This window comes from Acidovorax sp. GW823-FHT01C06, from assembly GCF_058798375.1.
Genome location: NZ_JBXAKN010000011.1, coordinates 66,358 through 86,580 on the forward strand (window position 1 = coordinate 66,358; position 20,223 = coordinate 86,580).

Annotated in this window: 17 protein-coding genes and 1 riboswitch; of the genes, 6 read left to right on the forward strand and 11 right to left on the reverse strand. The window is 69.1% G+C overall.

The features are described from left to right. Positions 1-284: 284 nt before the first annotated feature. Positions 285-1,187 (reverse strand): LysR family transcriptional regulator, encoded by a 903-nt coding sequence (locus AC1RCS_RS20495; protein ID WP_218293705.1) that lies wholly within the window; start codon positions 1,185-1,187, stop codon positions 285-287. A 120-nt stretch (positions 1,188-1,307) separates the two neighbouring features. Between AC1RCS_RS20495 and AC1RCS_RS20500 the strand changes: the two genes are divergently transcribed. Then, positions 1,308-1,949, forward strand: coding sequence for an NAD(P)-dependent oxidoreductase (locus AC1RCS_RS20500; RefSeq protein WP_492245804.1), 642 nt, complete (start codon positions 1,308-1,310; stop codon positions 1,947-1,949). Positions 1,950-2,341: 392 nt separating this feature from the next. Beyond that, positions 2,342-2,878, forward strand: a complete 537-nt coding sequence (locus AC1RCS_RS20505) for an acyloxyacyl hydrolase (protein ID WP_492255487.1) — start codon at positions 2,342-2,344, stop codon at positions 2,876-2,878. A 159-nt stretch (positions 2,879-3,037) separates the two neighbouring features. Here the strand turns inward: AC1RCS_RS20505 and AC1RCS_RS20510 are convergent, their stop codons facing one another. From AC1RCS_RS20510 to AC1RCS_RS20540, 7 genes are all read right to left on the reverse strand, one after another. After that, positions 3,038-3,901, reverse strand: coding sequence for a fumarylacetoacetate hydrolase family protein (locus AC1RCS_RS20510; RefSeq protein WP_492245802.1), 864 nt, complete (start codon positions 3,899-3,901; stop codon positions 3,038-3,040). A 59-nt stretch (positions 3,902-3,960) separates the two neighbouring features. Next, positions 3,961-4,716: an SDR family oxidoreductase gene (locus AC1RCS_RS20515; protein WP_492245801.1), complete on the reverse strand. Its 756-nt coding sequence runs from the start codon at positions 4,714-4,716 to the stop codon at positions 3,961-3,963. A gap of 55 nt (positions 4,717-4,771) precedes the next feature. Next, on the reverse strand, positions 4,772-6,052 hold the full coding sequence (locus AC1RCS_RS20520) for a TRAP transporter large permease (RefSeq protein ID WP_218293712.1): 1,281 nt from the start codon (positions 6,050-6,052) through the stop codon (positions 4,772-4,774). Positions 6,053-6,108: 56 nt separating this feature from the next. Continuing rightward, on the reverse strand, positions 6,109-6,708 hold the full coding sequence (locus AC1RCS_RS20525) for a TRAP transporter small permease (RefSeq protein WP_492245800.1): 600 nt from the start codon (positions 6,706-6,708) through the stop codon (positions 6,109-6,111). Between the two features lie 50 nt (positions 6,709-6,758). After that, complete coding sequence (locus AC1RCS_RS20530; protein WP_492245799.1) at positions 6,759-7,982, reverse strand: fumarylacetoacetate hydrolase family protein; 1,224 nt, start codon at positions 7,980-7,982, stop codon at positions 6,759-6,761. A gap of 57 nt (positions 7,983-8,039) precedes the next feature. Further along, a complete protein-coding gene (locus tag AC1RCS_RS20535; RefSeq protein WP_492245798.1) occupies positions 8,040-9,821 on the reverse strand; it encodes an IlvD/Edd family dehydratase in 1,782 nt (593 codons plus the stop codon). Between the two features lie 148 nt (positions 9,822-9,969). Further along, a complete protein-coding gene (locus tag AC1RCS_RS20540) occupies positions 9,970-10,977 on the reverse strand; it encodes a TRAP transporter substrate-binding protein (protein ID WP_492245797.1) in 1,008 nt (335 codons plus the stop codon). Positions 10,978-11,192: 215 nt separating this feature from the next. Between AC1RCS_RS20540 and AC1RCS_RS20545 the strand changes: the two genes are divergently transcribed. From AC1RCS_RS20545 to AC1RCS_RS20555, 3 genes are all read left to right on the forward strand, one after another. Further along, positions 11,193-12,125, forward strand: coding sequence for a LysR family transcriptional regulator (locus AC1RCS_RS20545; RefSeq protein WP_218294425.1), 933 nt, complete (start codon positions 11,193-11,195; stop codon positions 12,123-12,125). Positions 12,126-12,246: 121 nt separating this feature from the next. Continuing rightward, on the forward strand, positions 12,247-12,720 hold the full coding sequence (locus AC1RCS_RS20550) for a hypothetical protein (RefSeq protein ID WP_218341697.1): 474 nt from the start codon (positions 12,247-12,249) through the stop codon (positions 12,718-12,720). An 89-nt stretch (positions 12,721-12,809) separates the two neighbouring features. Continuing rightward, positions 12,810-12,990: riboswitch (FMN riboswitch) on the forward strand. Between the two features lie 201 nt (positions 12,991-13,191). Beyond that, positions 13,192-13,722: a 6,7-dimethyl-8-ribityllumazine synthase gene (locus AC1RCS_RS20555; protein ID WP_218293719.1), complete on the forward strand. Its 531-nt coding sequence runs from the start codon at positions 13,192-13,194 to the stop codon at positions 13,720-13,722. 159 nt (positions 13,723-13,881) lie between these two features. On the opposite strand, the gene AC1RCS_RS20560 is transcribed toward AC1RCS_RS20555, so the two are convergent. Next, positions 13,882-15,459, reverse strand: coding sequence for a methyl-accepting chemotaxis protein (locus AC1RCS_RS20560; protein ID WP_492245796.1), 1,578 nt, complete (start codon positions 15,457-15,459; stop codon positions 13,882-13,884). 352 nt (positions 15,460-15,811) lie between these two features. Here AC1RCS_RS20560 and AC1RCS_RS20565 point away from each other — a divergent pair, with 352 nt between their 5' ends. Then, entirely contained in the window at positions 15,812-17,479 is a 1,668-nt protein-coding gene (locus tag AC1RCS_RS20565) for an ankyrin repeat domain-containing protein (RefSeq protein ID WP_492245795.1), read from the forward strand. Positions 17,480-17,556: 77 nt separating this feature from the next. Here AC1RCS_RS20565 and AC1RCS_RS20570 read toward each other — a convergent pair whose 3' ends face one another. Both AC1RCS_RS20570 and AC1RCS_RS20575 read right to left on the reverse strand, forming a co-directional pair. Beyond that, positions 17,557-18,825 carry a CaiB/BaiF CoA transferase family protein gene (locus AC1RCS_RS20570; RefSeq protein ID WP_218341694.1) on the reverse strand — a complete coding sequence of 423 codons (1,269 nt, stop codon included), beginning with the start codon at positions 18,823-18,825 and terminating at the stop codon, positions 17,557-17,559. 177 nt (positions 18,826-19,002) lie between these two features. Beyond that, on the reverse strand, positions 19,003-20,208 hold the full coding sequence (locus AC1RCS_RS20575) for an acyl-CoA dehydrogenase (RefSeq protein ID WP_218293724.1): 1,206 nt from the start codon (positions 20,206-20,208) through the stop codon (positions 19,003-19,005). Between the last annotated feature and the right edge of the window lie 15 nt (positions 20,209-20,223).

Below are 20,223 nucleotides of genomic sequence, written 5' to 3' on the forward strand. Positions count from 1 at the left end.
TGAAGAAAGGTCGTGGAAGCAGGTACCGGAAGGCGACTGTAGGCAGCCCGCGCGGCACGCACAACGATGGAATTTGTGGAGCGATGCGATAAAAAAATGATGGATGGAAGGATGCCGGGCGCTGCGTTCACGCCACTGCCATCCGCCATCGTGCTGCGCGCGGTCCAGGGCCGGTGAAACCAGCGCGGCCAGGCCGCCGCGTCTTCTTTTTCTTTTTTTCTTTTTTCCTTCTCCCACGCCACAGGACAGGGAACGGGTCCAAAGGCGGCCCCGAGGGCCGCCCCTCAATCCGTGACGCCCGGCACCTGGCTCAGATAGCCGTGCAGCGCCGCGATGGCCTGGCGCACCTTGGCGGGCTGTGCGTCGCGCTGGGGCGTGACGGCCCAGATGTCGAGCGTGCCGAAGGACCAGTCGGGCAGCAGCCGCACCAGCTGCCCGGTCTGCAAGGCCTCGTGTGCGTCCATGCTGCCCACGAGCGCAAGGCCCAGGCCGGCCTCGCACATCTGCTGGATCGACAACTGGTTGTTGCTGGCGATGCGCGGCTCCACCCGCAGCGCGCGCGGTTCGCCCGTGGGGCTGCGCAGATCGATCAGCAGGCCGCCGCTCTCGCGCGCAAAGCCCAGCCAGCTGTGCGACAGCAGGGCGTCGGGGTCCTGCGGCACGCCATGGTTGGCCACCCACCCGGGCGAGGCGCACAGGTACCACCGCATCCCGCCCAGGCGCCGGGCAGCCCAGCTGGAGTCGGCCAGCCGCCCGTAGCGCACCGCCAGGTCGATGCGGGCGTTGATCAGGTCGATGGGCGAATCGTCCACCAGCAGCCTCAGGCGCAAGGCAGGGTGGGCGGCCAGCAGCTCACCCAGCGCGGGCGCGATGTGCCGTGCAAAGCCCACGGTGGCCGAAAGGCGCAGCTCGCCGCTGGGCGCATCGCGCGACGCCGCCAGCTCGGCACGTGCCTGCTCGGCCGCGGCCCACATGGCGGCGCAGCGCGCGTGGTAGCGCTGGCCCGCCTCGGTGAGGGCCAGCTTGCGGGTGGAGCGGTGCAGCAGCGTCACGCCGCCGTCGCTCTCCAGCCTGCGCACCTGCTGGCTCACGGCCGAGGTGCTCATGCCCAGGGCGCGGGCCGCGCCGCTCATCGAACCGTGTTGCACCACGGCGGCGAACACGGCCATGCGTTTGAGGTCTTCCATCGGTGAATTTGCTTGATCGTGAAGCTGGTCTTCAAAGTGAAGGCATTTTTAGCCCTCTAGTGCGGTCTTTGACAAGCCCATATTCTCACCCTATCGCAACTTTGAACCGAGGAACTCCCCATGAACATCGCCCTGATTGGTGCCACCGGCTTCGTCGGCTCGGCCGTGCTCGATGAACTGCTGCAGCGCGGCCACCGCGTGACCGTGCTGGCCCGCAACCCCGGCAAGCTGCCCGCGCGTGAAGGCTTGACCGTCGTCGCCGCCGACGCGCAGGATGCCGCCCAGGTCGCCAAGGCCTCCGCCGGCCACGATGCGGTGGTGAGCGCCTACAACCCCGGCTGGACCGTGCCAGACATCCATGACCAGTTCCTCAAGGGCACCCGCGCCATCATCGACGGCACCAAGCAGGCGGGTGTGCGGCGCCTGCTCGTGGTGGGCGGCGCCGGCAGCCTGTTCGTGGCGCCCGGCGTGCAACTGGTGGACACGCCCCAGTTCCCGGCGGAATGGAAGCAGGGGGCCCTGGCCGCGCGCGAGGCACTCCACTGGATCCGCACCGAAAGCACTCTGGACTGGACCTTCCTCTCGCCCCCCATCCTGCTGGCTCCCGGCGAACGCACGGGCCAGTACCGCCTGGGCACCGAAGCCCCGCTGATGAACGGCGACCAGCCCGGCGGCATCAGCGTGGCCGATCTGGCCGTGGCCATTGCCGATGAGCTGGAAACGCCGCGGCACCTGCAGCAGCGGTTCACGGTGGCGCACTGAGCCTGGGCATCCCGGCCGGCCACCGGGGGTGCGGGCGGGGGCTGCATCCCGGCCGACGGCATCTCAGCCGGTTCGCCTACAGGCGCATGGGGCCGCAGCACCTGCAGGCGGCGGGATTGATGTGTAGATTGGTGGTGCCGGCGACGCCTGCAAGCGCAGGCAGGCCGGCCGGCCACGCTGCTGCCCTTGCCACCCACCCGGGTGCGGCGCCAGAGCAGGGCGTGTTATCCCGCCCCACTGCTGCCTGTCGGAGTACCTTCGTGCATTCGATCTCTACCGCCTTGCCACCCGTCCCCGCCCCCGTCCCCGCCCCCGCCCCCGCAGCATGCCGCAGGGCGCAACGTCCTCCCTCTCCCGTTCCCTGGCCGCGTAGCCTGGCACTGCTGGGAGTGTTGGGGGCACTCGCCACGGCGGCGGGTGCCCAGGATGCGGCGCTGCACACCGCCCCCGAACCCCGGCGCATGTTCCTCGACGGCGCACGCGCGGCGAGCGATGTGGGCCTGGTGTCGGTGGGGGTGCAGCTGCCATGGGAATGGCGCCGTTCCTTCCTGGGCGGCGAATTGACGGGGCACTGGGACGCCCACATCGCCCACTGGCGCGTCCCCGCGGGCTCGGCGGCGTCCGATCGCAGGCACTGGACGCAGCTGGCCCTGGTGCCCACGCTGCGGCTGCGCTTCGATGGCGGGCGTTCGGCGTGGTTCATGGAAGGCGGCATCGGCGTTTCGGTGCTGGACGGGCACTACGCGATGCGGCACAAAGGCTTCAGCACACGCTTCAATTTCACCGACCACCAGGGGATCGGCTTCAACTTTGGCGCGCGCCGCCAGCATGAGCTGATGCTGATGGTGCGCCATGTCTCCAACGGTGGCATCCGCAAGCCCAATCCCGGAGAAGATTTTGTCCAGGTGCGCTATGGACTGGCATTTTGAGCCGGTGCCCTGGTGCAGGCGGTGTCGATGCTCCTCAATTCATAGCTGCCAGGGCTTGGGTGGCGGGCGCAGGAGGCTGTTTTCGTCTCAAGGCCCCGGGGCGGTGGCGCGTGGGCCCCTGTCGGCAGCCGTGCGTGCTCCGCGCCGGGGCGCGTCCCGTCAGCCGTCGATCAGCTTCGGGTCCCACGCAAACACGGTCTGCTCCTGCTCGCCCAGCTTCTCGATGCCCAGGCGCATCACGTCGCCGGGCTTGAGGAACTGCGCCTGGGGCTTCTTGCCCATGCCCACGCCGGGCGGGGTGCCGGTGGTGATCAGGTCGCCGGGCTCCAGCGTCATGAAGCGGCTCAGGTAGCTCACCAGCTGCGCCACGGTGAAGATCATCGTGCGGGTGCTGCCAGTCTGCTGGCGCTCGCCGTTCACGTCCAGCCACATCGACAGATTCTGCGGGTCGCCGACCTCGTCGGCGCTCACCAGCCAGGGGCCGATGGGGCCGAAGGTGTCGCAGCCCTTGCCCTTGTCCCAGGTGCCGCCGCGCTCGAGCTGGTATTCGCGCTCGGAGATGTCGTTGATGGTGCAGTAGCCGGCCACGTGCTGCAGCGCGTCCGCCTCGCTCACATAGCGCGCGCGGGTGCCGATCACCACGCCCAGCTCCACCTCCCAGTCGGATTTGACCGAACCCTGCGGCAGCACCACGGGGTGGTTGCAGCCCACGGCGCAGTCCACCGTCTTGGTGAAGACGATGGGCTCCTGGGGGATGGCCATGCCGGCTTCGGCCGCGTGGTCGGCGTAGTTCAGGCCGATGGCGATGAACTTGCGCATGCCCGTCCACGGCACCGCCAGGCGGCCCTGGGGCACGACGGGCAGGGTGGCGGCATCGATGGCGGCCAGCGCGGCCAGGCCAGAGGGTGACAGGGTGGCGGGGCTGATGTCGGGCCGCACGCCGCTCAGGTCGCGCACCGTGCCGTCGGTGTGCAGGAGTGCAGGTTTTTCCTGGCCCTTGGGGCCGTGGCGAAGCAGCTTCATGGTTCGTGGTGGTGAGGGGTTGGATGGTGGGTGGCGCGAAACGCAGAGCGTAGATGAAATCAGTTGGACCAGCCGCCGTCGATGACCTGGGCGGTGCCCGTGGTGAACGATGACTCGTCGCTCGCCAGGTACACCGCCAGCGCGGCGATCTCCTCGGCCCGGCCCAGGCGGCCCATGGGTTGGCGTTCGACAAAGCCCGCCTCCACGGCGGCCAGGCTCTGGCCCGTGGCCGCGGCCTGCGCGGTGATGCGGTCCTGCAGCGACGGCGACATCACGGTGCCGGGGCAGATGGCATTGCAGCGGATGCCCTGGGCCACGAAGTCGGCGGCCACCGACTTGGTCAGGCCCACGACCGCCGCCTTGGTGGTGCCGTAGACGAACCGCCGGGGCGCCCCTTTGATACTGCCCGCCACCGAGGCGACGTTGATGATGGACCCGGCGCCGCGCGCCAGCATGCCGGGCAGGAACGCCCGGATGGTGCGAAATTGCGCGCGCACGTTCAGATCGAACGCGAAGTCCCACTCGTCGTCCGTGCAGTCGAGCACACTGCCCGCGTGCACAAAGCCCGCGCCGTTGAACAGCACATCCACCGGCCCCACGGCGGCGGCTGCGTCGCGCACGGCCTGGGCCTGGGTCACGTCCAGCACGCGGGTCTCGCAGCCAGTGTCGCGCTGCAGGGTGGCCAGCGCGGCGGCATTGATGTCGGTGGCGATCACCCGCGCGCCCTGGGCCGCGAAGGCGGTGGCGGTGGCGCGGCCGATGCCCTGGCCGGCGGCGGTGAGAAAGGCGGTCTTGCCTGCAAGTCGGAGTGTCATGGAATGCGGGGCGTGAAGAGTGGGTGGGAGTGCTGTGGGGCAGGGGTGGGCGCCGTCAGCCCGTGAACCAGCGCAGCGGCGCCAGCACCGTCTGCGGAAAGATCACCATGATGAACATCACCGCGAACTCGGCCGCCATGAAAGGCAGCACGCCGCGCGTCACCTCGTCCATCTTCATGCGCCCCACACCGGCCACCACGTTCAGGATGGTGCCCACCGGCGGCGTGACCAGGCCGATGGAGTTGTTGATGATGAACAGCACGCCGAAGTACACCGGGTCGATGCCCGCGGCCTTGATCACGGGCATCAGCACGGGGGTCAGGATCAGGATGGTGGGCGTCATGTCCATCGCCGTGCCCACCAGCATCACCAGCACCATGATCGCGATGAGCAGCAGCGTCTGGTTGCCCATGAAGGGCTTGAGCAGCTCCACCATCTGCGCGGGCAGGTTGGCCACGGTGATGAGCCACGACGACACCATGGCCGCCGCCACGAGGAACATCACCACCGCCGTGGTCTTGGCCGCGGTGGTGAAGATGGGCAGCAGCGCGCGCAGTGGCAGCTCGCGGTAGATCACGCTGGCCACGAACAGCGAATACACCGCCGCGACCACCGCGGCCTCGGTCGGTGTGAACACGCCCATGCGCAGGCCCACCAGGATGAACACCGGCAAGGTCAGCGCCCACACCGACTCCCGCGCGGTGCGCCAGACTTCGGCTGCAGTCTTCTTCTCCGGCATGGCCAGCACCTCCTTGCGGCCCACCCACCACCAGGTCACGGCCAGGCCCACGCCGATCATGATGCCCGGCACGATGCCCGCGATGAACAGCTTGCTGATCGACACGTTGGCCGCCACGCCGAAGATCACGAAACCGATGCTCGGCGGAATGATGGGCCCGATGACGCCCGAGGCCGCGATCAGCCCGCCCGACACCTCCTTCTTGTGCCCGGCCTTGACCATCATCGGCAGCAGCAGCGCCGTGAGCGCCGCCGCATCGGCCACGGCCGAGCCCGACAGCGACGACAGCAGGCAGGCGGCCAGGATCACCACATAGCCCAGGCCTCCCTTCACATGCCCCACCAGCGCCAGCGCGAAGTTCACGATGCGCTGCGACAGCCCGCCCACGTTCATGATCTCGCCGGCCAGCATGAAGAAGGGCACGGCCAGCAGCGGAAAGCTGTCGGCGCCATTGATGAAGTTCTGCGCCAGGATCTGCGCGTCGAACAGATCGAGCTGCCACATCAGCGCGACGCCGGCGGCCAGCAGTGCATACGCGATGGGAATGCCCAGCGCCATGGTGCCGATGAGGGCCCCCAGAAAAATCAGCACGGTCATGTGTTGTCTCCGTTATTTTTGATGTGCCATCTGTGCGTGCGTGCATGCTTACTTGCTCACTCGCCGCGCTGCTTCGGGGGCAGGCCCAGCGCCCGTGCGGCCGCGTCTTCGCGCGCCAGCTCGGCCTGCAGGGCTTCGAGCTCCGCCTGTTCTTCGGATTCCTTGACCATCACCAGTTCGTCCTCGCTCGCCTTGCCGGTCAGCACGCGCAGCAGTTGCAGCGTCAACAGAAAGCCGGCGCACACCGAGAACACCACGCCCGAGGCATAGAAGATGGCCATCGATGCGCCGGTGACCGGGGCCTCCACATCCCAGTTGATCTTCATCTGCTGCCAGCTGCCGTCGAAGAACAGCCAGGTGATGTAGAGCATCAGCACGTGGCCCAGCGCCATGCAGGCTTTCTTGCCCCGCACCGACAGGCGCGACACCAGCATGTCGGTGCCCAGGTGCGCGTTCTCCTTGATGGCCGCCACCGCGCCCAGGAAGGTGATCCACACGAAGAGCCAGCGCGACAGCTCCTCGCTGACGGCGATGCCGGAGTTGAAGACGTAGCGCAGCACCACGTTGCCGAACACCAGCACCACCATGGCGGCCAGCGCCAGCGCGATGAGAAGGTTGATGGCCCGGACGTAGCGGTCGATGAAGGTATTGAGCATGCTGGGGTCTCCGTGGATGGCGGGGCCGGTCTGGTGTTTTTTTGAGGCGGTCAGAGCGCCGTGCCCTGCAGCAGCCCGCGCGCGGCCAGGTTGGCGATGAAGGCGCGCAGGCCAAAGCGCCAGGGCGGCGCCGTCTCGCTGTGCGTCACGGTGTTGTGCAGGGCGCCCAGCCAGGCGCTCTGGATCGTGACCTCGTCGCCCAGCTTGTGGGTGAAGCCGCCGCCGGGCTGGTCGCGGTCTTCGATGGGCGCGAACAGCGTGCCCAAAAAAAGCATGAAGCCGTCCGGGTACTGGTGCGCGGCCAGCGTCTGGGCCACCAGGTCGGCCGGGTCGCGGCTGATGCTGGCCATGGTGTTGATACCCCGCAGCGTGAAGCCGTCGGTGCCCGCCACGCGCAGGTGCACGGTCTCGGTGCGCACCTGGTCCAGCCCGAAGCCTGCGTCGAACAGCCGGATGAAGGGGCCGATGGCGCACGAGGCGTTGTTGTCCTTGGCCTTGCCCAGCAGCAGCGCGCTGCGGCCCTCGATGTCGCGCAGGTTCACGTCGTTGCCCAGCGTGGCGCCCACGATGGCGCCACGGCTGTTGACGGCCAGCACCACCTCGGGCTCGGGGTTGTTCCAGGCCGAATCGGCGCGGATGCCGATCTCCTCGCCCGTGCCCACCGATGCGAGCACCGGCGCCTTGGTGAAGACCTCGGCGTCGGGGCCAATGCCGACTTCGAGGTACTGCGACCACAGGCCTTTGTCTTGCAGCAGTGCCTTCAAGGCCATGGCCTGCTCCGAGCCCGGGCGAATGTCGGCCAGGCTCTCTCCGATGAGTCCCACCACCTGGCTGCGCAGGCCCTGGGCCCGGGCCGCGTCCCCGCGCGCCTGCTCTTCGATCACGCGCTCGATCAGGCTGGCCGCGAAGGTCACGCCAGCCGCCTTGACCACCTGCAGGTCGCAGGGGGCCAGCAGCCAGGGGCGGGACGTGTCGCGCACGCCATGCTGGCCGGTTTGGCTGTTGGCCAGCAGTTCGTCCACGCTGCACAGGTACTGGCCCTCGGCGGCTCCCACTGCCTCGGCGGGCGCGGGCGTGTCCAGCAGCGTGCTCATGGTGGGGTAGTGCCGGCTCAGGTCGAACACGCCACCGGTGCGCAGGGCCACCACCGCCGGGCCGGGCACGGCGCCGTGCACCCAGGCGCGGCCGACCAGGGTGCCGGCCAGGCCGTCGTCGGGAAGAATGTGGGCGCGCGCCGCCCCACCGGCCGCTGTGGCCGCTGTCGTTTCACTCATGGGAGTTCCTTGGAAAAGGGTTCTGAATCGGTGCCGCGCCCGCCCAGGCGCAGCGTCTCAATGGTTGTGGCGCGGCGTGTGTTCGGAAATGCGCCGGTAGTCCAGCGCAAAGTCGAGCGTCGCGCCATCCACCAGCTGGCCGGTCTTCTCGCGGTACAGCGCCTCCCAGGGCGACTGGCTCCTGGGGATGGGCGGCGCCGGCAGTTCGCGGCGGCGGCGCTCGATCTCCTCGGGGGCCACCAGCGCGTCGCACCGGCCGGCGTTCAGGTCGATGCGGACCATGTCGCCGCTGTGCAGCCAGGACAGGCCCCCGCCCACCGCGCTTTCGGGCGAGACGTTCAAAATCGACGGGCTGTCGGCCGTGCCCGACTGGCGCCCGTCGCCCAGCGTGGGCAGCGTGTTGATGCCGCGGCGGATCAGCGCGTCGGGCGGCTGCATGTTGACCACCTCGGCCGATCCCGGCCAGCCGATGGGGCCCGCGCCGCGCATCACCAGAATGCAGCCTTCGTCGATGCCGAGCGACGGGTCGTTGATGCGCGCGTGGTAGTCGTCCGCGCCTTCGAACACCACGGCGCGTGCTTCGAAGATGCCCTCTGCGCCCGGCTGGCTCAGGTAGCGCTGGCGGAAGGACTCGGAGATCACCGATGTCTTCAGGATGCCGAAGTCGAAGAGGTTGCCGTGCAGCACCAGGAAGCCGGCTTTTTCCATCAGCGGTGCGTCGAAGGGGAAGATCACCTCGCGGTCGCGCGTCTCGCGGCCCTGCAGGTTGTCGGCCAGGGCCTTGCCGGTCACGCTCAAGGCATCGGCATGCAGGCGGCCCGCCTGCTGTAGCTCCCACATCAGCGCGGGCACGCCCCCGGCGCGGAAGAACCTCTCGCCCAGGTATTTGCCGGCGGGCTGCATGTTCAGCAGCAGGGGCAGGTCGTAGGCATGCTGCGTCCAGTCCTCGGGGCGCAGGTCCACGCCCGCGTGGCGCGCCATGGCCATGATGTGCACCTGCGCGTTGCTGCTGCCCCCGGCCACGCTGACCACGGCCAGCGCGTTGAGAAAACTCTCGCGGGTGAGGATGCGCGAGGGGCGCAGGTCCTCGTAGGCCATGTCCACGATGCGCCGCCCGGTCTCGTACGCCATCTGCCCGCGTTCGCGGTAGGGCGCCGGAATGGCGGCGCAGCCCGGCAGCGAGAGGCCCAGCGCCTCGGCCACCGCGTTCATGGTGGACGCCGTGCCCATGGTGTTGCAGTGGCCGGCCGACGGCGCGCTGCTGCAGGCGCGCTGCAGGAATTCTTCCTCGTCGATGTCGCCCGCGGCCAGCTGGCGGCGGCTGCGCCAGATCACGGTGCCCGAGCCCACCAGTTCTCCATCGTGCCAGCCGTCCAGCATGGGGCCGCCCGAGAGCACGATGGCCGGGATGTCCACCGTGGACGCCGCCATGATGCCCGCCGGGGTCGTCTTGTCGCAGCCGGTGGTCAGCACCACCGCGTCGATGGGGTAGCCGTACAGGATCTCCACCAGCCCCAGGTAGGCCAGGTTGCGGTCCAGCGCGGCGGTGGGGCGGCGGCAGTTCTCGAAGATGGGGTGCACCGGAAACTCCATCGGGGTGCCCCCGGCGTCGCGGATGCCCTCGCGCACGCGCCGCGCCAGGTCCACATGGATGCGGTTGCAGGGCGACAGGTCGCTGCCGGTCTGCGCGATGCCGATGATGGGGCGGCCCGAGCGCAGCTCCTCGGGCGTGAGCCCGTAGTTCATGAAGCGTTCGAGGTAGAGCGCGGTCATGTCCGAGCGTGCGGGGTCGGCAAACCACTCGCGGGAGCGGAAGGGGCGGCGGGGTGTTTTGGTCATGGATCGCGATGTGTCAGCAGGCGGGAAGGGCGCTGCAACAGGGGTTGGCATGTTTGACTCGAACCACAAACCGTTCGGGCTGAGCCCGTCGAAGCCTCGCGCGGCGCTTCGGCCGCGCTCGGTGAACGGTTTTGGCGGAGCAGAAAAGTTACTTGCCGCCCCGCACCTTGGCAAGTTCGGCGTTCATCTCGCCGGTGGTTTCCTCGCCGAATTCCTTGGCGTACTTGGTCAGCACCGGCTGCAGCTTGGCGCGCATCTTGGCCTGCTCGGCGGGTGCGAGTTCGGTCACCTGCATGCCTGCCTTCTTCAACTCGCCCAGTGCGGTCTCGCTGAACGCGCGGATGGTCTTGCGCTCGAACAGCGTGGCTTCGCGCGCGGCGTCCTGCACGATCTTCTGCTCCTGCGCCGACAGGCCGTCCCAGGTCTTCTTGGACATGAGCAGCACCCAGGCGCTGTACATGTGGCGCGACAGCACCAGGTGCTTTTGCACTTCATAGAACTTGCTCGACAGGATGGTGGCGGGCGGGTTCTCCTGCCCGTCCACCGCCGCCTGCTCCATGGCCGAGTACAGCTCGGTGAAGGGCATGGGCGTGGCGTTGGCACCCAGGGCGTTGAAGGTGTCCAGGAACAGCGGGCTCTGGATCACGCGCAGCTTCAGGCCCGCCAGGTCTTCCGCCTTGGTGATGGCGCGGCGCGAGTTGGTCACGTGGCGAAAGCCGTTTTCCCAGAAGCCCAGGCCCACCAGGCCCTTTTCGGGCAGCTTGGCCAGCAGCTTCTGGCCGAAGGGGCCGTCGAGCACCGCGTCGGCTTCTTGTTCGTTGTTGAAGGTGAGCGGCAGGTTCAGCACGCCGAAGGGCTTGATCAGCGCCATCAGCGTGGAGCTGTCGGGCACCGTCATCTCCAGCGTGCCGCCACGCAAGGCCGAGGTCATGCTCACGTCGTTGCCCAGGGAGCCGCTGGCGTACAGCTTGGCCACCAGCTTGCCGCCGCTTTTGGCCGAGAGCTGCTCGGCAAAGTGCTTGACGGCCTGCGCCTGGGGGTGGTCGCCGTTCAGGCCGATGCCGACCTTGAACACGTGGTCCTTGATCTGCGCCGACACGGGTGCGGCCACGGCGGCCAGCAATGCGGCTGCCAGGGCGAATGATTTGAATTGCATGGTGTTTGTCTCCGGATATGGAATGGCTGGGGCACGGCGGGACACGGCCAAAAAGCGGTCCACCGGCGCCATCGGGTCTCTGCGGGACCCTCCCGACGCAGGCGAGAGATTAGGTTTCGCTGGGCGCCGGGTCCACTCACTTTTTTGCTAGCATCCATTCCAAATGCTGATGACTTGCCGTGGCCCCCACCCCTGTGTCGGGTAAACCCCTGTCGATGGCGCAGGCCTGCGCGCGGCTGCGCTTTCGGCACCTGCAGTTCCTGGACATCCTGGGCCAGACGCGCAACCTGCGCCTGACGGCCGAGCAGATGCACATCACGCAGCCGGCGGCCACCAAGATCCTGATGGACATCGAGGACATCCTGGAGGCGCGGCTCTTCGAGCGCCTGTCGCGCGGCATGCGGCCCAACGAACTGGGCCTGTTCACGCTGCGCTACGCCGCCAGCGCGCTCGCCGGCCACCGCAAGTTCGTCGATGAGTTCAATGCGCTCAAGGAGGGCGGCCACGGCCACCTGGCGATCGGCGCCATCACGGGATCGGCCGCGCACGTGCTGACGGCGTCGGTGGCCGAGATCCAGCGCCTGCGCCCGCTGCTCGTGCTCAAGGTGCTGGAGCAAAGCAGCGACCAGCTGATCGTGTGGCTGGCAGAGCGCAAGATCGACCTGATGATCGGGCGCTTCACCGACGACGCGCACCGCACGCAGTTCCACTACGAACGCCTGTCCAGCGAGCCGCTGCTGGTGGTGGGCGGCCTGCACCACCCCCTGCGCGGCGCGCGCGACCTGGACATGGCCGAGCTGTCGCACTGGCCGTGGATCCTGTACCCCGCGTCCACCGCGGTGCGCAAGGTGTCGGACGACATCTTCGGGCGGAGCGGCCTGGCACTCGGCTCGGGCGTGGTGGAGACCCCGTCGTTCCTGTTCGCGCTGGAGATGATGCAGGCCACCGACATGCTGTCGCTGCAGCCCCAGGCGCTGGTGGAGCGCTACATCGCCAAGGGCCTGCTGGCCCGCATCCCCGTGGACTTGCCGGACCGCATGCCCGACTACGGCCTCATCACCCGGCTGGGGGAGCCGCCCACGCCCGCCATGCAGGCCTTCACCGACGTGCTGCGCGAGGTGGCGAACCCGGTGACCGATGCGCCGTGACGGGGGCTGGCGCCGGCCGCCATCAATAACCAGCGGTTATTGAAAATGCATGCTCCCGCCTCCGTGCCGGGGCCGTTATGCTCTGCGCCCTTTCCCTGAATCTTCTGCGACCCTTTTCCCCATGCAAGACACCCCCGACACCATCCAGGAGCCTCGCCGTTGGAGCGACGGCCAATGGACCGCGCAGGTCATCAAGAACGAAGACGACGACGGCTGGGCCGTGTCCATGACGCTGCGGGGCGAGGCCGAGCCCGCGCTGGTGGGGCCCTGGACCATGGGACGCGACAAGAAGAACCCCAAGCCGCTCGATGTCTCGGCCTTCCACACCCTGGTCAAGACCGCCAGCGAGGTGCTGCGCCGCCACGAGCAGCAGTTGCATGCACAGCTCCACAAGAACGTCGCGGTCACGGTCAATGGCCAGCGCCTGCGCGTGCAACTGGCCATCGTGCCCGACGAAGAGGGCGCCACGGCCACCCTGAGCGCCCAGGATGAACTGGGCGAGGAACTGGCGCGCGTGCCCGTGCCGCCCACGTTCAAGCTCACGCCCGCCAGTGCCACCGCCTGGGCCGAAGCCGGGTTCGAACGGCCCCGCTGACGGTGCAGGCAATCGCCTGGGCGACGGCCCGCCCCGCGGGTAACCCCTAGAATCGCGCCGCTGGCCTCCAACAGCTTGTGGGGGGCCGGCAGCGTTCTCAGGGCGGGGCGGAATTCCCCACCGGCGGTATCTGCGGGTGGCTGTTGCTACAGCCGCACCGCAGCAGCCCGCGAGCGCCCGGGCCGCGCCAGGCATGGCGGCGGCCCGGGGTCAGCAGATCTGGTGCGATGCCAGAGCCGACGGTCACAGTCCGGATGAAAGAGATCGCGAAGCCATGGCCGCCCATCGGGATGGGTGCCCGTGTGCAGTGGTGCGGGTGTTCGCTGGTGCGGGCGGGCGGGCGCGGTTTGCCGTGCGCGCCGCCGTGCGGCTGCCCGGGCCCGGCGCGCGGGTGCCTGCTTGCCGTTGTGGTGTGCCCTGTTCGCGCGCGCCCTGATTCTGGTAATCCTTTTCTTTGCTACGAGAAAATCCATGAATCAGTCCTTCCATTCCCACCATGCCGCCGCTGCCAATGCCGAACAAGGCCGTGCAGACTCCGCGCGCCGCAGCGAACGCGTTGCGGTCATCTGCGCCGGCTGGCACCGGGACATCGTCCACCAGGCCCGCGACGCCGCCGTGGCGGAGTTCGCCCGCAACGGCCTGGCTGCGAGCCAGATCGAGCAGTTCGAGGTGCCTGGCGCCTTCGAGATCCCGCTGCTGGCCAAGCGCCTGGCGCAAAGCGGCCGCTACGACGCCATCGTGGCCTGCGCGCTGGTGGTCAACGGCGGTATCTACCGCCACGAGTTCGTGACCACCGCCGTCATCGACGGCCTGATGCGCGTGCAGCTGGACACTGAGGTGCCCGTGATGTCCGCCGTGCTCACGCCGCGTGACTTCCACGAGCATGAAGACCATCTGAAGTTCTTCCGCGAGCATTTCGTGAAGAAGGGCACGGAGGTGGCCGACGCGTGCCTGCGCACCATGGCGCAGTTCAAGGCGCTGGAAGCGGCGCACGGCGACTGACCGGCCGCAGAGGGTGGCCTGGCGCGCTGGCGGGGCCGCGCGCCATGGCACCGGAACAGGCTCAGGTCGCTATTAAAAACATAGCTGTTTGCGCTGGATGGTTGGGCGTTAGAGGTCGTTTTGATTCAATTTTCTTCGCCCCCCGGCCCGCCCGTCCTGTCAGGCCGCCGCCAGCCGGGGCACGCGCGCCCCCGCCGCCGGGTGTTCGCCGGGCGACAGGCGGAACACCGAGACCGCGTCCACCAGCTGCTGCGCCTGTACCTTCAGGCTGTCGGCCGCCGCCGCGCTTTGCTCCACCAGCGCCGCGTTCTGCTGCGTGGCCTGGTCCATCTGCATCACGGCCTCGCCCACCTGGGCCACGCCCGCGCTCTGCTCGCTGCTGGCGGCGCTGATCTCGCCCACGATGTCGGTCACGCGGCGGATCGAGGCCACCACTTCCGTCATCGTGGCGCCGGCCTTGTCGACCAGGGCCGTGCCCTGTTCGACCCGCTCCACGCTCGCGTGGATCAGGCTCCTGATCTCCTTGGCCGCCTCGGCGCTGCGCCCGGCCAGGCTGCGCACTTCGCTGGCCACCACCGCGAAGCCCCGGCCCTGCTCGCCCGCGCGGGCCGCCTCCACCGCAGCGTTCAGCGCCAGGATGTTGGTCTGGAAGGCAATGCCGTCGATCACGCTGATGATGTCGGCGATCTTCTTGCTGCTGTCGTTGATGCCCTTCATGGTGGTCACCACCTCGGCCACCACGTCGCCGCCCTGCACGGCCACGGTGGACGCATTGACGGCCAGCTGGTTGGCCTGGCGCGCGTTGTCGGCATTGGCCTGCACGGTGGAGCTGAGCTCTTCCATCGACGCCGAGGTTTCCTCCAGCGCGCTGGCCTGCTGCTCGGTGCGCGCCGAGAGGTCGTTGTTGCCCAGCGCGATCTCGGTGCTCGCGGCGGCCACGTTGTCGGCGTTGTGGCGCACGTGGCTCACCACGCTCGACAGGCTCAGCTGCATGCCGTGCAGCGCATTGAGCAGCAGCGCGATCTCGTCCTTGCCGCGCACGGGCTGCGCCACGGTCAGGTCGCCGCTGGCCACGGCCTGCGACACCCGCACCGCGTTGTCCAGCGGGTTCACCACGGTGCGGCTGAAGGCGATGGCGCCGGCGATGCCGAGCGCGCACACCACCAGCATCACGGCCAGGCTGATGGTGGTCGCGCGCTGCGCGGTGGCGGCGGCGTGTTCGGCCACTTCGCTGCTGGCCCGGGCGATCAGTTCGCCCGCCTGGTCGATCAGCTGCGAGGGCTCGCGGTCCATGCCCTGCACCGCCTTGTCGCCCGCCTCGGCATCGTGCCCGGACGCCTTGAAGGCCTCGAAGCCCTTGCGGTAGGCGGCGCCCATGCGTTCGTGCGCCTGGGCGAACTGCGCCACGCGGTCGCGGCCCTCGCCCGGCGGCAGGCCGGCCAGCAGTTTCTTCGCCTGCACGCCGATGGCCTGCTCCTGCTTTTCAAACGCTGCCCAGTAGCGCGTGAGCTGGGCCGGGTCCTTGCCGCGCAGCAGTACGTTCTTCCACTCCTGCACCTGCACCTTGAAGTCATTGAGCATGGAGGAGGCCAATCGCTCGTGCTCGAAGCTTTGCGCCACGGTGGTCTGGTAGGTGCCCAGGGCCTGGTTCAGGCGGCTGATGCCGAACAGCGCCGCCGCGAACAGCAGCAGCAACGCCACGGTAAAGGCCAGGGGGAGTTTGAGGCTGAGCTTCATGGCGGACTCCTGAGGTTCCACGGAACGGCGCCACGGCATGTACCCATGGCGCGAAAATGAAAGCTGCAAAGTCTCTGCGGGCCTGCCATCGGGCGTGGCGGCGGGGAGACTCCCGCTGCCATTATGGCGACGGATGTAATTTTTTGTACACGGAATTCGCGCCATGCCGCAAGGGGTGCGCCGCACGGCGGTAAGATGCCTCCCCGCGGTGCAAGCCGCGCCCGGGCCCGCGGGAAGGGTTGAACCCACTTGCCGACTCCAGGAGCACGTTCGTGCTCCTTGCAGAGCTGACTTTCCATCCTTTGTGCTGCCGGATTTGCGGGCCGTCGGCGATCCATGCACGGAGGTTCTCGTGAAACGCATTCCCCCACGGCCCGACCTGGGCCATCTCAAGAAACAAGCCAAGGACCTGCTCGCTGGCTACCGCAGCGGCGAGCCCGAGGCGCTGGCGCGCTTTCGCGCCGCGCTGCCGGCGGCTGCGGGCCAGGGCGATGCCGCCATCGCCGCCCTGGGCCTTCGGCTGCACGACGCGCAGTCCTGCCTGGCGCGCGAGCATGGCTTTGCGTCCTGGGCCGACTTCCAGGGCTTTGTGCTGGCGCGGCGCGCGCTGGTGGACGACCCGGTGCGCGCCACCCTGCAATGGCTGCGCCTGGTCTATGCGGGCGACATCGCGGGCGGCAACCACAGCGCCCGGCCGGGGCTGGCCGAGCGCCTGTGGGCCGATGGCGCCATCCCCCGGGACGAAGACCCGTGGCTGGCCTGCGCCGTGGGCGATGGGGCCCGGCTGCGCGAGGCCATCGCGCAAGACCCGGGCTGGGTGCACCGCCCTGGCGGGCCCTTGCAACTGCCGCCGCTGGTGGCCGTGGCGCATTCGAGCCTGGCGCGGCTGCCGGCCTTTGCCGGCCGCCTGCAGGCCTGCGTGGCGCTGCTGCTGGAGGCCGGGGCCGATGCGAACCAGTGCGTGGCCAACCGCTGGCCGCCCGCCTCGCTGGCCGAGCCTGATGCATCGCACCCGCTGTCTGCGCTGTATGGCGCGGCCGGGCAGAACCAGCACGCGGGCATGGCGCGCCTGCTGCTGGACGCGGGCGCGGACCCCAACGATGGCGAATCGCTGTACCACGCGCTCGGAAGCCTGGACTGCACGCGGCTGCTGCTGGAGGCGGGCGCGCGGGTGCCGGGCACGAACGCGCTGTGCCGCGTGCTCGACATGGACGACCTGCCCGCGCTGCAACTGCTGCTGGCGCATGGTGCGGACGCGAACGAGCAGCCTGCCGATGGCGCGGCGCCGGGCGGTGCGGCGCCGCTGCTCTGGGCCATCCGGCGGCGGCGGTCGCTGGCCCATGTGCAGGCCCTGGTGGCGGCGGGCGCCGACCCGGCTGCCTGTGCCGCCGATGGCACGCCCGCGCACATCCAGGCGCTGCGCTACGGACTGCCCGGGGTGGCGGCCTTTCTGCGCGCGGCGGTGGGCGAGGGCGACGTGCCTGTCGACGAGCGCTTCGTGGCCGCGTGTGCCCAGGCCGACGAGGCGCAAGCACGCACGCTGCTGGCCGCGCGGCCCGGGTTGTTGGACGCGCTGTCGCTGCCCCAGCAGCGCCTGCTGCCCGAGCTGGCCGCCCAGGCGGACTGCGGCCATGCCGTGCGGCTCATGGTGCGCCTGGGCTGGCCCATCGACACCACAGGGGGCGACTGGGACGGTACGGCGCTGCACCTGGCCATCTTTCGGGGCGACGCGGCGCTCACCCGCTTCCTGCTGGAGCACGGCGCGCGCTGGCAGGCCCGGCATGGCTTTGAGGACAACGCCTGCGGCGCGTTGTCGTGGGGCTCCATCAACACGCCCGAGCCCGATGGCGACTGGGCGGGCTGCGCGCAGGCGCTGCTGGACCATGGATTGCCACCCGCCGCGCCGGACCCCCAGGGCTCCGAGGCCGTGTGGCTGGACGGCCGCCCCATGCGGTTTTCTGACGAGGTGGCGGACTGCCTGCTGGGCGCCGCCGCGCCGCTGCCGCAAGCCCCGAAGTAGCGTGGCCGCGAAAAGACCAACGCCCCGCGGCGGGATGTCGCGGGGCGTTGCGTAAGAGCGGGTAAATCAGTGAGCGGCTACACCACGCCCGAGGCCCGCAGCGCCGCGATGCGCGCCGCGTCCAGCCCCATTTCGGCGAGCACCTCGTCCGTGTGCTGGCCCAGTGCCGGCGGCGCGTTGCGCAGCACGGGCGGCGTGGCCGACAGGCGCAGCGGGCTGGCCACGCCGGTGATCTGCCGCACGTTGTCGGTGGCGGCCTCGCCGTCCTTCCAGCGCGGCAGCGTCACGGCCAAGCCGCGCGCCTGCACCTGCGCGTCGTCGAAGGCCTGGGCGATGGTGTTGATGGGGCCGCAGGGCACGGCCTTGTCTTCCAGCAGCGTGATCCAGTCGGCCGTGGTGCGCGTGCGCGTCACGGCCTCCATCGCAGGGATCAGGTCGGTGCGGTGCTGCACGCGCAGGGTGTTGGTGGCGTAGCGCGGGTCGGTCGCCCACTGGGGCTGGTTGGCGGCGGCGCAAAAGCGCTGGAACTGCCCGTCGTTGCCGATGGCCAGCAGCATGTTGCCGTCCTGCGTGGGGAAGTCCTGGTAGGGCGCGAGGCTGGGGTGGCTGTTGCCCATGCGGCCGGGCGCCTTGCCGGTGGCGAGGAAGCCCGAGGCCTGGTTGGCCAGCACGGCCATGCCCACGTCGAGCAATGCCATGTCGATGTGCTGGCCCTGGCCCGTGCCAGTGGCCGCGTTGTCGCGCACATGCAGCGCGGCCAGGATGGCGTTGCTGGCATACAGGCCGGTGAACAGGTCGATCACCGCCACGCCCACGCGCATCGGGCCGCCGCCGGGCTGGCTGTCAGCCTGGCCGGTGATGCTCATCAGGCCCGTCATGGCCTGCACCATCAGGTCGTAGCCCGCGCGCTCGGCGTAGGGCCCGTCTTGCCCGAAGCCGGTGACGGAGCAGTAGATGAGGCGCGGGTTCAGCGCGCGCAGGCTCTCGTGGTCCAGGCCGTATTGCTTCAGGCCGCCGACCTTGAAGTTCTCCACCACGATGTCCGCCTCTTGTGCCATTTGCTTGATGAGCGCCTGGCCCTCGGGCGAGGCCATGTCGATGGTCACCGAGCGCTTGTTGCGGTTGCAGGCGGTGTAGTAGCTGGCCTGGTTCGTGTCGTTGCCCTCGGCGTCCTTCAGGAAGGGTGGGCCCCACTGGCGCGTGTCGTCGCCCACGCCGGGGCGCTCCACCTTCACCACGTCCGCCCCCAGGTCGGCCAGCACCTGCGTGCACCAGGGGCCCGCGAGCACGCGGGAGAGGTCGAGCACCTTGATGCCTGCGAGGGCGCCTGCGTTGGATGTGGTCATGGTAGTGATTGCTATAACTTGAATAGCTGCTTGCGCTTGTTCAGTAAGCGCTAGAGGCCAAAATCGTGTTGAATGGGCGTGGGAGGCGCGGCGGGCGCGTCTCCAGGCCACCGGCGTCGTCCCCCTTCCCGGCGAGGCCGAGAAAAGGGGGAAGGCGCGCAGCGCCTCAGGGGGATGTCAGCTGAACGCCGCGATGCCGGTCTGCGCACGGCCCAGGATGAGCGCATGCACATCGTGCGTACCTTCGTAGGTGTTCACCACTTCCAGGTTCACTAGGTGGCGGGCTACGCCAAACTCGTCGCTGATGCCGTTGCCGCCCATCATGTCGCGCGCCAGGCGGGCGATGTCCAGCGCCTTGCCGCAGCTGTTGCGCTTGATGATGGAGGTGCCTTCCACGCTGGCGGTGCCCGCGTCCTTCATGCGGCCAAACTGCAGGCAGGCCTGCAGGCCGATGGCGATCTCGGTCTGCATGTCGGCCAGCTTCTTCTGGATGAGCTGGTTGGCGGCCAGGGGGCGGCCGAACTGCTTGCGGTCCAGCGTGTACTGGCGGGCGGTGTGCCAGCAGAACTCGGCCGCGCCCAGCGCGCCCCAGGCGATGCCGTAGCGCGCGCTGTTCAGGCAGGTGAAGGGGCCCTTCAGGCCCTGCACTTCCGGAAACGCGTTCTCTTCCGGCACGAACACGTCGTCCATCACGATCTCGCCGGTGATGGAGGCGCGCAGGCCCACCTTGCCGTGGATGGCGGGGGCCGTCAGGCCCTTCATGCCCTTTTCCAGCACGAAGCCGCGGATGGGGCCCACAACATCCTTGCCATCGCCGCCTTTGATGACTTCCTTGGCCCAGACCACGAACACGTCGGCCACGGGGCTGTTGGTGATCCACATCTTGCTGCCCTTGAGCTTGTAGCCGCCATCGACCTTGTAGGCGCGCGTGGCCATGCTGCCGGGGTCGGAGCCGTGGTCGGGCTCGGTCAGGCCGAAGCAACCGATCCACTCGCCGGTGGCGAGCTTGGGCAGGTACTTCTGCTTTTGCGCTTCGGTGCCGAATTCATGGATGGGCACCATCACCAGCGACGACTGCACGCTGGCCATCGAGCGGTAGCCCGAATCCACGCGTTCCACCTCGCGGGCGATCAGGCCATAGGCCACGTACGACAGGCCGGGGCCACCGTATTGTTCGGGGATGGTGGGGCCCAGGAGGCCCACTTCGCCCATCTCGCGAAAGATGCTCACGTCCATCTTCTCGTGGCGGAAGGCATCCAGCACGCGCGGGGCCAGCTTGTCCTGGCAGTAGGCGGCGGCCGCGTCGCGGATGGCGCGCTCGTCGTCGGTCAGTTGCTGGCTCAGGAGGAAAGGGTCATCCCATTGAAAGGCGGCGTGGGCCATGTGCGTGTCTCCAGG

Excerpts from the sequence above, each read along its gene's own strand:
- AC1RCS_RS20545 (WP_218294425.1), top strand. The coding sequence starts at position 11,193 with ATGGCGCAGGCCTGCGCGCGGCTGCGCTTTCGGCACCTGCAGTTCCTG.
- AC1RCS_RS20550 (WP_218341697.1), top strand. The coding sequence starts at position 12,247 with ATGCAAGACACCCCCGACACCATCCAGGAGCCTCGCCGTTGGAGCGAC.
- AC1RCS_RS20500 (WP_492245804.1), top strand. The coding sequence starts at position 1,308 with ATGAACATCGCCCTGATTGGTGCCACCGGCTTCGTCGGCTCGGCCGTG.
- AC1RCS_RS20515 (WP_492245801.1), bottom strand. The coding sequence starts at position 4,716 with ATGACACTCCGACTTGCAGGCAAGACCGCCTTTCTCACCGCCGCCGGC.
- AC1RCS_RS20535 (WP_492245798.1), bottom strand. The coding sequence starts at position 9,821 with ATGACCAAAACACCCCGCCGCCCCTTCCGCTCCCGCGAGTGGTTTGCC.
- AC1RCS_RS20510 (WP_492245802.1), bottom strand. The coding sequence starts at position 3,901 with ATGAAGCTGCTTCGCCACGGCCCCAAGGGCCAGGAAAAACCTGCACTC.
- AC1RCS_RS20560 (WP_492245796.1), bottom strand. The coding sequence starts at position 15,459 with ATGAAGCTCAGCCTCAAACTCCCCCTGGCCTTTACCGTGGCGTTGCTG.
- AC1RCS_RS20555 (WP_218293719.1), top strand. The coding sequence starts at position 13,192 with ATGAATCAGTCCTTCCATTCCCACCATGCCGCCGCTGCCAATGCCGAA.
- AC1RCS_RS20495 (WP_218293705.1), bottom strand. The coding sequence starts at position 1,187 with ATGGAAGACCTCAAACGCATGGCCGTGTTCGCCGCCGTGGTGCAACAC.
- AC1RCS_RS20575 (WP_218293724.1), bottom strand. The coding sequence starts at position 20,208 with ATGGCCCACGCCGCCTTTCAATGGGATGACCCTTTCCTCCTGAGCCAG.
- AC1RCS_RS20525 (WP_492245800.1), bottom strand. The coding sequence starts at position 6,708 with ATGCTCAATACCTTCATCGACCGCTACGTCCGGGCCATCAACCTTCTC.
- AC1RCS_RS20540 (WP_492245797.1), bottom strand. The coding sequence starts at position 10,977 with ATGCAATTCAAATCATTCGCCCTGGCAGCCGCATTGCTGGCCGCCGTG.
- AC1RCS_RS20520 (WP_218293712.1), bottom strand. The coding sequence starts at position 6,052 with ATGACCGTGCTGATTTTTCTGGGGGCCCTCATCGGCACCATGGCGCTG.
- AC1RCS_RS20530 (WP_492245799.1), bottom strand. The coding sequence starts at position 7,982 with ATGAGTGAAACGACAGCGGCCACAGCGGCCGGTGGGGCGGCGCGCGCC.
- AC1RCS_RS20570 (WP_218341694.1), bottom strand. The coding sequence starts at position 18,825 with ATGACCACATCCAACGCAGGCGCCCTCGCAGGCATCAAGGTGCTCGAC.